At 71.5% G+C, this 11,796-nt stretch carries 11 protein-coding genes; 7 read left to right on the top strand and 4 right to left on the bottom strand.

All coding sequences use genetic code 11. The features are described from left to right. Positions 1 to 128: 128 nt before the first annotated feature. Both HNR23_RS18440 and HNR23_RS18435 read right to left on the bottom strand, forming a co-directional pair. Complete coding sequence (locus HNR23_RS18440) at positions 129 to 671, bottom strand: TetR/AcrR family transcriptional regulator (RefSeq protein WP_343070767.1); 543 nt, start codon at positions 669 to 671, stop codon at positions 129 to 131. Positions 672 to 891: 220 nt separating this feature from the next. After that, complete coding sequence (locus tag HNR23_RS18435) at positions 892 to 2,256, bottom strand: AMP-binding protein (protein WP_246421797.1); 1,365 nt, start codon at positions 2,254 to 2,256, stop codon at positions 892 to 894. Positions 2,257 to 2,458: 202 nt separating this feature from the next. Here HNR23_RS18435 and paaN point away from each other — a divergent pair, with 202 nt between their 5' ends. The 7 genes from paaN (at position 2,459) to HNR23_RS18400 (ending at position 10,353) form a co-directional block, all read left to right on the top strand. After that, positions 2,459 to 4,141: a phenylacetic acid degradation protein PaaN gene (gene paaN / locus HNR23_RS18430; protein ID WP_184077136.1), complete on the top strand. Its 1,683-nt coding sequence runs from the start codon at positions 2,459 to 2,461 to the stop codon at positions 4,139 to 4,141. Between the two features lie 146 nt (positions 4,142 to 4,287). Beyond that, complete coding sequence (gene paaA / locus HNR23_RS18425; RefSeq protein ID WP_184077134.1) at positions 4,288 to 5,307, top strand: 1,2-phenylacetyl-CoA epoxidase subunit PaaA; 1,020 nt, start codon at positions 4,288 to 4,290, stop codon at positions 5,305 to 5,307. An 11-nt stretch (positions 5,308 to 5,318) separates the two neighbouring features. Next, positions 5,319 to 5,717 carry a 1,2-phenylacetyl-CoA epoxidase subunit PaaB gene (gene paaB / locus HNR23_RS27255; protein WP_184080563.1) on the top strand — a complete coding sequence of 133 codons (399 nt, stop codon included), beginning with the start codon at positions 5,319 to 5,321 and terminating at the stop codon, positions 5,715 to 5,717. Beyond that, positions 5,714 to 6,526, top strand: coding sequence for a 1,2-phenylacetyl-CoA epoxidase subunit PaaC (gene paaC / locus HNR23_RS18415; protein WP_184077132.1), 813 nt, complete (start codon positions 5,714 to 5,716; stop codon positions 6,524 to 6,526). The genes paaB and paaC overlap by 4 nt, the downstream gene beginning before the upstream one ends. Continuing rightward, positions 6,526 to 7,143, top strand: a complete 618-nt coding sequence (paaD, locus tag HNR23_RS18410) for a 1,2-phenylacetyl-CoA epoxidase subunit PaaD (protein ID WP_246421796.1) — start codon at positions 6,526 to 6,528, stop codon at positions 7,141 to 7,143. The genes paaC and paaD overlap by 1 nt, the downstream gene beginning before the upstream one ends. Before the next feature lie 54 nt (positions 7,144 to 7,197). After that, positions 7,198 to 8,322 carry a 1,2-phenylacetyl-CoA epoxidase subunit PaaE gene (paaE, locus tag HNR23_RS18405; protein ID WP_184077130.1) on the top strand — a complete coding sequence of 375 codons (1,125 nt, stop codon included), beginning with the start codon at positions 7,198 to 7,200 and terminating at the stop codon, positions 8,320 to 8,322. 348 nt (positions 8,323 to 8,670) lie between these two features. After that, the gene (locus HNR23_RS18400) at positions 8,671 to 10,353 is read left to right on the top strand and encodes an alpha/beta fold hydrolase (protein WP_221308168.1); all 1,683 of its coding nucleotides are present in this window, start codon (positions 8,671 to 8,673) and stop codon (positions 10,351 to 10,353) included. Positions 10,354 to 10,450: 97 nt separating this feature from the next. On the opposite strand, the gene HNR23_RS18395 is transcribed toward HNR23_RS18400, so the two are convergent. Both HNR23_RS18395 and HNR23_RS18390 read right to left on the bottom strand, forming a co-directional pair. Further along, positions 10,451 to 10,918, bottom strand: coding sequence for a hypothetical protein (locus HNR23_RS18395; protein ID WP_184077128.1), 468 nt, complete (start codon positions 10,916 to 10,918; stop codon positions 10,451 to 10,453). Positions 10,919 to 11,070: 152 nt separating this feature from the next. Continuing rightward, the gene (locus HNR23_RS18390) at positions 11,071 to 11,691 is read right to left on the bottom strand and encodes a DUF6069 family protein (protein ID WP_184077126.1); all 621 of its coding nucleotides are present in this window, start codon (positions 11,689 to 11,691) and stop codon (positions 11,071 to 11,073) included. Positions 11,692 to 11,796: the final 105 nt, after the last annotated feature.

Below are 11,796 nucleotides of genomic sequence, written 5' to 3'. Positions count from 1 at the left end.
GTCGCCCGGTTACCGGGACGGTGGGATGTCCCCCGGAAGACACGTCGTTCCACACCTCCTGTCGATTCCTCCCGAGATCATCGGTGGTACCGACGGTAAGGGCGGGGGCGGCCGGAACGGAAGGGCGGTCAGGCGCGCAGTCCGTTGAAGGCGACGGTGGCCAGGGCGTCGGCGAGGTCCGGGCTGTCGAGGCCCTTGCCGGGGCGGTACCACTCGACGATGGAGTTGACCATGCCGAACAGCAGCCGGCCGGCCAGGGCGGGGTCGACGTCGGGGCGGATGTCGCCGGCCTCCACGCCCTCGCGGACGAGCCCGCCGACGAAGTGGTCGAACTCGCGGCGGCGCTCCAGCGCGTGCCGCTCCACCTCGGTGTTGCCGCGGACGCGGAGCAGCAGGGTGACGTGGGGCAGCTCCTCGACGAGGACGTGCACGCTGCCTCGCACCACGTACTCCAGCCGGTCGATGGCCGGGCCGGTGGTCGCCTCCGGTTCGCGGGTGACGGCGAACAGGGCGTCCAGGGCGTGGTCCAGCGACCGGCGCAGCAGCTCCGACTTCCCGGTGAAGTGGTGGTAGATCGCGGACTTGGTCACGCCGAGCGCACGGGCGAGGTCCTCCATGCTGGTGCCGTCGTACCCGCGCTCGTTGAAGACCCGCACCGCGACGCGCAGCACCGACTCGGCGTCGTGGCCGGGGCGTCCGGCGCGGCGCCGCGCCGCCGGTGCGTCGGTCGCGGCGGGCGGACCTGGTGTGGACGTTGGGGACACAGACGGTGAATCTACCGTCGGCGGTGTCCCGGGGCCGCTCGCATCGCGGGCATCGGGATCAATGGTGCGCAAGGCCACAACCTCCGGTCTCCCCGTCTCCCGCTGTTCCGCCCTTCACCGGGGCCGGTCACCCGGTGCGCTCGTCGACGATGCGGCGGATCTTGCCGACGGAGCGCTCCAGCGTTCCGGGGGCGACCACCTCGACGTCGGCGCCCACACCGATGTGCTCGCGCAGGGCCGCGGTGAGCAGGCCGCCCGCCGCGGCGCGCGCGTCGGCGGTCGCCTCGGGGCGGTGCTCGACGCGCACCGTCAGCTCGTCGAGCCGCCGCGGGCGGCGCAGCACCAGCTGGAAGTGCGGGGCGAGCGCGCCGATGCGCAGCACCTGCTCCTCGACCTGGCCGGGGAAGAGGTTGACGCCGCGCAGGACGACCATGTCGTCGCTGCGGCCGGTCACCTTGGCCATCCGCCGGAACGCCGGGCGGGCGGTGCCGGGCAGCAGCCGCGACAGGTCGCGGGTGCGGTAGCGGACGATCGGCAGCGCCTCCTTGGTGAGCGAGGTGAACACGAGCTCGCCGGATCGGCCGTCGGGGAGCGGGGTGCCGTCGACGGGTTCGACGATCTCGGGCAGGAAGTGGTCCTCGAAGACGTGCAAGCCGTCCTTGGTCTCCACGCACTCGTTGGCCACGCCCGGCCCCATGACCTCCGAGAGCCCGTAGATGTCCACGGCGTGCAGGTCGAAGGTCTCCTCGATCTCCTCGCGCATGTCCTCGGTCCACGGCTCGGCGCCGAGGATGGCGGTCCGCAGCGAGGTCGATCTCGGGTCGACGCCCTGGGCGCGGAACTCGTCGGCGATGGTGAGCAGGTAGGAGGGGGTGACCATGATGGTCTGCGGGCGCAGGTCGCGGATCAGCCGGACCTGGCGGGTGGTCTGCCCGCCGGAGACGGGTATGGTCACGCAGCCCAGCCGCTCCGCGCCGTAGTGGGCGCCCAGTCCGCCGGTGAACAGGCCGTAGCCGTAGGCCACGTGGACCTTGTCGCCGGGGCGGCCGCCGGAGGCGCGGATACAGCGGGCGACGAGGTCGGACCAGATGTCGATGTCGCCGCGGGTGTAGCCGACGACGGTGGAGTGCCCGGTCGTGCCGCTGGATGCGTGCACCCGCACCACCCGGTCCATGGGGACGGCGAACGCGCCGAACGGGTAGGCGGCGCGCAGGTCCTGCTTGGTGGTGAACGGGAAGCGGGCGAGGTCGCCGAGCTCGCGCAGGTCCTCGGGGGCGACCCCGGCGGCCTCGCACTTGCGCCGGTAGAAGTCCTGGTGGTCGTAGGCGTGCCGGAGGGTCTGCTTGAGCCGGTGGAGCTGGTGCTCCTCCAGCATGTCGCGGGACACCTGTTCCATGGGGTCGAGCAGGTCGGGGTCGGGGGCGGATCCGAGCCGCCGGGGGCGTCCGAGACCGGCGCCGGGGCGGGCGGGGCGGGTGTCGTGCTCGGTCAACTCGTGGCGTCCTTTCCTGTCGTGGCCTGCGGTGATCCGCATCGCGGCGGACCGAGAGGGGTGGGGGGAGCGGACACACGGGCGCGACTTCCACCCTTGCGTGCTGAATGAACGTTCGGTTAGTAATACCTCATAGACAAGCACCACCGGCAGGGGAGCTGTCAAGGTGGCTCCCCGAGGCACGCGTTGGGAGTACGGATCAGTGGCCGACAACGGCACAGCCCCCGCAGCGCTCTTCGAGCGGCACCAGTCGACCCTCCAGGAGGCGGTCGCGGCCATCCACGGCCGGTACTTCTGGACACCGCACCCGGAGTCACCGAGCCCGAAGGTGTACGGAGACGAGGCCGCGCCCGAGGGACAGGCGGCGTTCGAGGGCTACCTCGGCAAGGATTTTCCGCTCGACCAGCCCGGGGGCGACGACCGCATCATCACCGAGCGCTCCCCGTACGGCATCTCGCTGGGAGTCGGCTACCCGCACGCCGACGCCGACGCCCTGATCGCCGCGGCCGAGGCCGCGCGGCCGTCCTGGCGCGACGTGGGCCCGCAGGGCAGGGCCGGAGTCTGCATGGAGATCCTGCACCGGATCAACCGGCGCAGCTTCGAGATGGCGCACGCCGTCCAGCACACCAGCGGGCAGGCGTTCGTCATGGCGTTCCAGGCCGGCGGCCCGCACGCCCAGGACCGCGGGCTGGAGGCGGTCGCCTACGGCTACGACACCATGACCCGCTACGCGGGCGCCGCACGCTGGGAGAAGCCGCAGCGCAAGGGCGATCCGCTGGTCATGGACAAGCGGTTCCACGTGGTGCCGCGCGGCGTCGCCCTGGTGATCGGCTGCAACACCTTCCCGACCTGGAACTCCTACCCCGGTATCTTCGCCAGCCTGGTCACCGGCAACCCGGTCGTCGTCAAGCCACATCCCCGCGCGGTGCTCCCGCTGGCCATCACCGTGGCCGTCGCCCGCGAGGTGCTGGCCGAGGCCGGGCTCGACCCGAACACCGTGCTGCTGGCGGCGGAGCGCGCCGACGAGAAGCTGGCGGCGACGCTCGCGCTGCGCCCCGAGGTGAAGATCGTGGACTTCACCGGGTCCACCGAGTTCGGCGACTGGCTGGAGGAGAACGCCCGACAGACGTTCGTCTGCACGGAGAAGGCCGGCGTCAACGCGATCGTCATCGACTCCACCGACGCCTACAAGCAGATGCTGGGCAACATCGCGTTCTCGCTGTCGCTGTACAGCGGGCAGATGTGCACCACCCCGCAGAACATCTTCGTGCCCGGAGGCGGTATCGAGACCGACGAGGGCCACAAGAGCGCCGAGCAGGTGGGTGCCGACCTCGCGGCGTCGGTGTCCCGGCTGCTCGGGGACGCGGCGCGGGCCACCGGCGTCCTCGGCGCCATCGCCAACGACGGTGTGCTGCGCCGCATCGAGGAGGCGGGCAAGCTCGGCGAGACCGTGCTGGAGTCCACCGACATCGCCCACCCCGACTTCGCCGACGCGACCGTGCGTACGCCGGTGATCGTCCGGCTCGACGCCGACCGCCGCGACGTCTACGGGCGCGAGCACTTCGGGCCGATCTCGTTCGTGGTCACCACGGCCGACACCGATGAGGCGCTGCGGCTGATGCGCGAGACCATCGCCGAGCGGGGCGCGCTCACCGCGGCCGTGTACGCCACCGGTGAGGACGTGCTGGCGGCGGCGGAGAAGGCCGCGCTGGAAGCAGGGGTGAACCTGTCCGCCAACCTCACCGGCCAGGTCTTCGTCAACCAGTCCGCGGCGTTCAGCGACTACCACGGCTCCGGCGCCAACCCGGCCGCCACCTCGTCGCTGACCGACCCCGGCTATGTCTCGGGGCGGTTCGACTTCGTGCAGTCGCGCCGCCACGCGTGAGCGGGCCCGATGCGGGAATCGCCGAATAGGCGGTAGAGCGGAGGGGAGGCGGGGCATTGACCCCGCCTCCCCTTTCGCAGTATTTTCTAACTGAACGTTCGGTAGGTAATGGTGGCCGCCTCGAAGGGCGAGCGGGAGGACACGACATGGCCGGTACCGAGAACGCACCGGAGGAGTGGCGCGAGCGCTTCGACGCGATGATCGCCGCCGACGAGCGCATCGAACCGCGCGACCGCATGCCGGACGACTACCGCAGGACCCTGATCCGGCAGATCGCCCAGCACGCCCACTCCGAGATCATCGGCATGCAGCCCGAGGGCAACTGGATCACCCGCGCACCCAGCCTCAAGCGCAAGGCCGTCCTCATCGCCAAGGTCCAGGACGAGGCCGGGCACGGCCTCTACCTCTACAGCGCCGCCGAGTCCCTCGGCGTCGACCGCGCCGAACTCCTCGACCTGCTCCACGAGGGCCGCCAGCGCTACTCCTCGATCTTCAACTACCCCACCCTCACCTGGGCCGACGTCGGCGCCATCGGCTGGCTGGTGGACGGCGCCGCCATCACCAACCAGGTCCCGCTGTGCCGCTGCTCCTACGGCCCCTACGCCCGTGCCATGGTGCGCATCTGCAAGGAGGAGAGCTTCCACCAGCGCCAGGGCTTCGAATGCCTCTACGTGCTGGCGCGCGGCACCGACGCGCAGAAGGCCATGGCGCAGGACGCGGTGAACCGCTGGTACTGGCCGTCGCTGATGATGTTCGGGCCGCCCGACGCCGAGTCCCCGCACACCGCCCGGTCCATGGCCTGGAAGATCAAGCGCTTCACCAACGACGAACTGCGGCAGAAGTTCGTCGACATCATCGTGCCGCAGGCCGAGGTGCTCGGCCTCACCCTGCCCGACCCCGACCTGCGCTGGAACCCCGAACGCGGGCACTACGACCACGGCCCCATCGACTGGGAGGAGTTCAAGCAGGTCCTCAAGGGCAACGGGCCGTGCAACCGGCAGCGCCTGGAACACCGGCGCGCCGCCCACGAGAAGGGCGCCTGGGTGCGTGAAGCGGCGCGGGCGCACGCGGCCAAGCACGCGGCCCGGACGGAGCGCGGCATGCGGCAGTCACCGTCGGCGCAGCAGGTCCGGGAGGTGCGGGAGGTGCGGGAGCCCGTGGCGTGAGCGGACGGAACATGGACCGGAAGAAGCGGCGGACCGCGCGGCGGAGCCCGAACTCGACAGCGACGACCACGGAGGACAACGGCGTGACACGCGACGGCGGCGGACACGACAGCGGGCACGGCGGCCGACGGGCCGACTGGCCGCTGTGGGAGGTGTTCGTCCGGGCACGGCGGGGGATGTCCCACGTACATGTCGGCAGCCTCCACGCCGCCGACGCCCGACACGCCCTGCACAACGCCCGCGACCTCTACACACGCCGCCAGGAAGGGGTGAGCGTGTGGGTGGTCCCGGCCGCCGCGATCACCGCCTCATCCCCGGAGGCCAAGGGCGCCTTCTTCGACCCGGCCGACGACAAGGTGTACCGGCACCCGACGTTCTACGAGGTCCCCGAGGGGGTGGAGCACCTGTGACCGTGCCCGACGGCGCCTTCAGCGCCCCCGCGGCCGACACCGCGCTGGTCGCCTACCTGCTGCGGTCGGGCGACGACGCCCTCATCGCCGGCCACCGGCTCGCCGAGCTCGTCGCCGACGCCCCGCAGCTGGAGGAGGACGTCGCCCTGGCCAACATCTCCCTCGACCTCCTCGGCCAGGCCCGTTCACTGCTCACCCACGCCGGGCGCGTGGAGGAGCAGCTGACCGGCGTACTGCGCACCGAGGACGACCTGGCCTACCTGCGCGACGAGCACCAGTTCGTCAACTGCCGGCTCGTCGAGCTGCCCAACACCGACTTCGCGCACACCGTCACCCGGCAGCTGCTGTTCTCCGCCTACGCCTACGAGCTGTACCGGGCCCTGGGCGGGTCGGCCGACGAGATCGTCGCGGGAATCGCGGCCAAAGCCGTCAAGGAGCTCGACTACCACCGCGAGCACGCCGCGCTGTGGACCGTGCGGCTGGGCGACGGCACCGACGAGAGCAACGCGCGCATGGTGGCCGCCGTGGACGCCGCCTGGCCCTACACCGACGAACTGTTCGCCTCCGACGACGTCACCCGGGCCGTCGCCGAGGCCGGAACGGGGGTCGACCCCGCCGCGCTCCGCCCCGCCTGGGATGCCTTCATCGACGGCGTGCTCGGCGAGGCGGCGCTCGCCCGGCCCGAGGCCCCGCCCCTCACCGGCCTGGCCGGGCGGGGCGGCCGCCAGGGGGTGCACACCGAGGCGTTCGGCTACCTGATCGCCGAGATGCAGCACCTGCACCGCTCACACCCGGGGGCGACGTGGTGATGGCGAGCGGTGCGGCCGACCGGGCCCGGCGGATGGCGGGACCCGCCGGAAGAAGCGAGGATGCCGAGCGCGTCGAGCGCGCCGCCCCCGGCGGCGCCGGCACGACCGACGGCGACACCGCGGGCGCCGCGGCCATCGCGGACATCACCCACCTGGTCGGATCCGTCCCCGACCCGGAGATGCCCATGGTCGGTCTGGCGGACCTCGGCATCCTCCGCGACGTCCAGGTCGACGACGCGGGGGCCGTCACGGTGACCGTCACCCCCACCTACTCGGGGTGCCCGGCCATGGACGCGATCCGGGAGGACATCCGCGCCCGGCTGGCCGAACACGGCCACCCCGACGTCACGGTCCGCACCGTGCTCTCCCCGCCCTGGACCACCGACTGGATCACCCGGGAGGGGCGGCGCAAGCTCGCCGAACACGGCATCGCCCCGCCACCGCAGCGCGCCGCCGACCACCGGCCGGGGGCCACCTTCGTCCCGCTGTCGGTGCGCTGCCCGCACTGCGGCTCGCCCGACACCCGCGAGGTGAGCAGGTTCGGCGCGACCGCGTGCAAGGCGCTGTACGTGTGCGCCGCCTGCCGGGAACCCTTCGACCGCGTCAAACCCCTCTGACCCACCACCTGTGATCACCACCCGCCGCCCATCCGAGTAGCGACCCGAGGACCCATGAACACAGACGTCCGGGAACGAGACCGCCCCGCGGCGAGGCGCCACCGGGGTGTGTTCCACCCGCTGACCGTGGCGGCCGTCGACCGGCTCACCGACGACGCGGTGGCCGTCACCTTCGACGTCCCCGAGGAGCTGGCCGAGGAGTTCCGGTTCGTCCAGGGCCAGCACCTCACCGTCCGCTGCGAACTCGACGGTCGGGAGCTGCGCCGCAACTACTCGATCTGCTCGCGCGCCCCGGACGGCCCGCTGCGCATCGCCGTCAAGCGCCTGGAGGACGGCTCCTTCTCCGCCTACGCCAACGAGCGCCTGCGCGCCGGCGACGTCCTCGACGTCATGTACCCGCTGGGCGGCTTCCACGTCCCGCTCGCCCCGGAGCGGGGCCGCACCCACGTGGCCGTGGCCGCGGGCAGCGGCATCACGCCGGTCCTCTCGCTCATCACCACGACCCTGGCCGCCGAACCGTCGAGCGCGTTCACCCTCGTCTACGGCAACCGCACCGCGCGCGACGTGATGTTCCTGGAGGAGTTGCAGGACGTCAAGGACCGCTACCCGCAGCGCTTCGAGCTGATCAACGTGCTCAGCAGGGAGGTGGGCGAATCGCCGGTCAGCAGCGGGCGGATCGACGCCGACAAGCTCGACCTGCTGTTCACCCACCTCATCGCGCCCGACGAGGTCGATCACTGGTACCTGTGCGGTCCCGCCGGCCTGGTCCGCCTTGTCCGCGACGACCTGCGCGGACGCGGCATCGGCGACGACCGGGTGCACTACGAGCTGTTCCACGCCGAGGACGAGGAGCCGCCGCCGCGGCGCCGCCACACCGAGAGCGGCACAGCGGCCGCCGCGACCAGCCACGTCCGCTTCACCCTTGACGGTCGCAGCACCACCGTGGACATCGACCCCGACACCGAGACCGTCCTGTCCGGAGCCCTGCGCGTCCGCGACGACGCCCCCTACGCCTGCCGCGGCGGCGTCTGCGGTACCTGCCGCGCCAAACTCTGCGAGGGGGAGGTCGACATGGCCCGCAACTACGCCCTGGAACCCGACGAACTCGCCGCCGGCTACGTCCTCACCTGCCAGTCCCGCCCCCTCACCGAAACGGTCGTCGTCGACTACGACGCCTGATGGGAGCCGCCGCCGCTCCCGGTAGTCGTGGAGCCGGGGCGTCTGCTGGGCGGCCGGGCCGATCGGTGCCCTGCCTCCGTTGATCTCGGGGATATCGGGGTCTCGCGGGCGATTTTTACCCCCGTATCTCCGAGATCAACGGAGGCAGAGCCTGACCCCAGCTGGGTGCTCACCGGAAGGAACCTGCCGCCGCTCCCCGCACACCGAAGATTCTGGCCGCAAGAAGTACGACTTTCGGCGGTTCCGTGTGGCACATGGGGGTCTCTAGGCTCATCCACCGTCATGTCTGAATTCGCCTATCTTGCGCCACTGTGCGTGAGGTCGGCGTTCCCCTCCGGAAGGCAGGCTGTGGACGTCAGCAGAAGAACCGGTCGGCGTACGGGCACCGCCGGGAGTGTGCTCGGGCTGGTGGCGATGGGTGGGGTGCTCGCCTGGGCGCCGCCCGCCGCGGCGGATCCGGCCGAATCGGCCGCTCCCGAGTTGAAGAGCTTCTACCAGCAGAACGTCTCCTGGAAGCCCTGTGACGGCGAGGGCGGGGGAGACCAGAGCGGGGAAGACGAGGGCGGGGGTGTGGAGTGCGCCAGGATCACCGTCCCGATGGACTACGCCAACCCCAAGGGTGAGAAGATCCGGGTCGCGATCTCGCGCCGCACGGCCACCGACGAGGAGAACCGGCGCGGCATCCTGCTCACCAACCCCGGTGGGCCGGGCGCTCCCGGGCTCGGCGGGCCGGCCTTCCTCAGCGACCAGAAGGTCGCCGAGGTCTACGACATCATCGGCTTCGACCCGCGCGGGGTCGGGGACTCCACCAACCTCAACTGCTCGGCGCCGGACCCCGCGGAGTACGAGCTCCCGTCCCGGCCGACCGACGCCCAGCTGCACGACTTCACCGAGGCGGCCCGCCGGACCGAGGCGGGCTGCGACCGGACGGCCGGGTCGCTGCGGCCGCACATCACCACCGCCAACACCGCCCGCGACATGGACGTCATCCGCGGTGTGCTGGGAGAGGACAAGGCCAACTACCTCGGCTACTCGTACGGCACCTACCTCGGCGCGGTCTACGGCAGCCTCTTCCCGGAGAAACTCGACCGCAGCGTCCTGGACTCCTCCGTGCACCCCGACCGCATCTGGCGGGACGACTGGACGGCGATGGCGCCCGCCACCACCGAGAACGTGGAGCGGTTCGCCGAGTGGGCGGCGGAGAACGACGACAGGCTCGGGCTGGGCGCCGACGCCAAGGCGGTGCGGGCGCTCATCGAGGAGCTGGCGCAGCGTGCGGGGGAGGAGCCGATCGACGGCCTCACCCAGACCGACTTCGACCTCTTCATCGGTGACCTCGCGCGGTGGCAGGGCGAGTGGGACCTGCTCGCGGACACGCTCACCCGCCTGCGCGACGGGACACCGGAGAGTGAGGACGAGGGCGGCGAGGAGCCGGACACCGAGGCCCAGGCCGACGCCGAGGACGCGGCCGAGGCCATCGCGCTCGTCGCCGCCAAGTCCAGGGAGCGGCTGATGAACGGCACCTACAGCGCGATCCTGTGCGAGGCGGACTGGCCGGCCGACCTCGATGTCTACTACCGCGACATGCGCGACTTCCGGGAGAACCACCCCTACGGCTTCGGTGTCGCCGCGGCCGCGCCCAACGCGTGCACGTTCCGGTCCTACACGCCGCCGGAGAAGCCGGTGGAGCTGAAGCGCGACGGCTACCCGACGGGTGTGGTCGTCCAGGGCGAGTACGACCCGCAGACGCCCTATGAGGGCGGCCCGGCGATGGCCAAGCGGCTGCGCGACAGCCTCATCATCGTCGAGGACGACGGCAACCACGGCTACTACGGCGGCCGCGACTACGGCTGCGTCACCGAGCGGATCGACGACTACCTGATCGACGGCATCCTGCCCGGCAGTGCCGTCACGTGCCCGGGTGTGCCGCGCGTCGACCTCGACGCCGGAACGGCCGACGAGGACCGGCCCCTGGCCGAGCAGGCGCAGGAGATGCTCGACGAGCGCGAGGAGCGGCTACCGGTCGGGTAGCGCGGTGGACCCGCGGGCCCACGGGTCCGCGGGCCCGGGGTCGTGTCCCGTCCCCCATGACATCGGACACGGCCCCGGTGCGCCGGGCGCTGCGGACTCAGCCCTGCTGCCCGCGCATGTACTTCTTGTAGGCCTTGCCTTCCTCGTAGCCGTTGTCCAGCCAGCCCTGCTCCCTCTCGCCCTTCTCGCTCCAACCGCCGTCCTTGGCGATGTATCCCTTGTCCAGCCAGTACTTGAACTGGAGCAGGCTGATGACCGGGTCATCGGCGAATTCGACCTTGTTGGGGTTCATCCAGCCCGTCTCCCTCAGTCGGACGATCTCTTTCGAGGCCTTGAGCGGGTCGATGGTGACGTTCACGGTGGGTCTCCCGGTCGATACGACCTGCTGCACGGTGGCCGGATGTCCGGCGTTCGCACCGGCGATGGTGGCGGGGGATACCGCGATGCGGGCCTTCTGCGCCGCCTCGGCGGCCTCGGGCGCGAGGCCCGGACGTTCCATAATCGTGGCGACGGCCGGGGCGCCCACCAATGCTGTGGCGGCAACAGCCAGCATGATCTTCCGCATCTTCACTCTCCTCGGGAGTGCGCGTTCGAATTCGGCTCGCACAGGGGACGCTTAACAGCGTCCCCTGGTTTTCACGCGTCCCGATTGCGACCACGTCACAGCGGCCCGGAAATCATGCTGCGGTTGTGTATCGGTCCTGCTTGTGGTGCGTTTCAGTCCCGTTCGATACGGGTGTCGGCGTTGGTGTCGCCGTCGCGGTGGTGCCGCCCGTCGTAGCGGCGGATCGGGCGGGTGGACCGGTCGACCGCGTTGCGGTAGCCGGTCCCGTAGCCGTTGCCGCCGCCGTAGCCGGTCCCGGGCACGGTGCCGTCGTCGCGGTGGGTGCGCCGGGTCCCGCGGCCGCTCCTGAACGAGCTCCATCCCACGCTGGTGAGCAGGGAGACGATCGCGATGCCGGTGACCGCGTTGATGGCACCCGTGGCGATCTGGCTCCCGAGGGGCGCGACCTCGGCGAACGGGCTGACCGCGGCCACCACGGTCGCCAGCCCGACGATCCAGCCGAAGAACGTCATCGGGCGCGGGGCGCTCAGCAGGAGCAGGTGCAGCAGGGCGGTGGCGATCAGCGCCGCCGCGGCCGCCATGCCCGCGTAGACGGCGGTGGTGGCGTCGCCGAAGTATCCGGCCTCTTCGGGGGCGAGCACGGGGACGTGCAGGATGCCGCGTGCGACCAGGGTCCCCACCAGTATGACCAGGGCGGCGACCACGGCCGTGGCCAGGCCGCCGGACCAGAGCCGGGTGACGTTGATGCGCCGGTCGCTGCCATATTCGCTCATGCCGGCCCCCCTGATGCGGCGTCGAATACGGTCAAGCCCCACATACCCGTACACCAGTGGCGATAATCGCCGCCTGGGGGCGCCTGAGGAGCGTCGGCCGGGCGC

It is taken from the genome of Nocardiopsis mwathae (assembly GCF_014201195.1).
In the GTDB taxonomy this organism is placed as follows: domain Bacteria; phylum Actinomycetota; class Actinomycetes; order Streptosporangiales; family Streptosporangiaceae; genus Nocardiopsis_C; species Nocardiopsis_C mwathae.
Note: the sequence above shows the minus strand (reverse complement) of the source record. Positions and strands in the feature narration are given on the sequence as shown.

Bases quoted from the DNA above. Each gene is read 5' to 3' on its own strand.
- paaA (WP_184077134.1), top strand. From the start codon at position 4,288: ATGGCCGGTACCGAGAACGCACCGGAGGAGTGGCGCGAGCGCTTCGAC.
- HNR23_RS18390 (WP_184077126.1), bottom strand. From the start codon at position 11,691: ATGAGCGAATATGGCAGCGACCGGCGCATCAACGTCACCCGGCTCTGG.
- paaB (WP_184080563.1), top strand. From the start codon at position 5,319: ATGGACCGGAAGAAGCGGCGGACCGCGCGGCGGAGCCCGAACTCGACA.
- paaE (WP_184077130.1), top strand. From the start codon at position 7,198: ATGAACACAGACGTCCGGGAACGAGACCGCCCCGCGGCGAGGCGCCAC.
- HNR23_RS18395 (WP_184077128.1), bottom strand. From the start codon at position 10,918: ATGCGGAAGATCATGCTGGCTGTTGCCGCCACAGCATTGGTGGGCGCC.
- paaD (WP_246421796.1), top strand. From the start codon at position 6,526: ATGGCGAGCGGTGCGGCCGACCGGGCCCGGCGGATGGCGGGACCCGCC.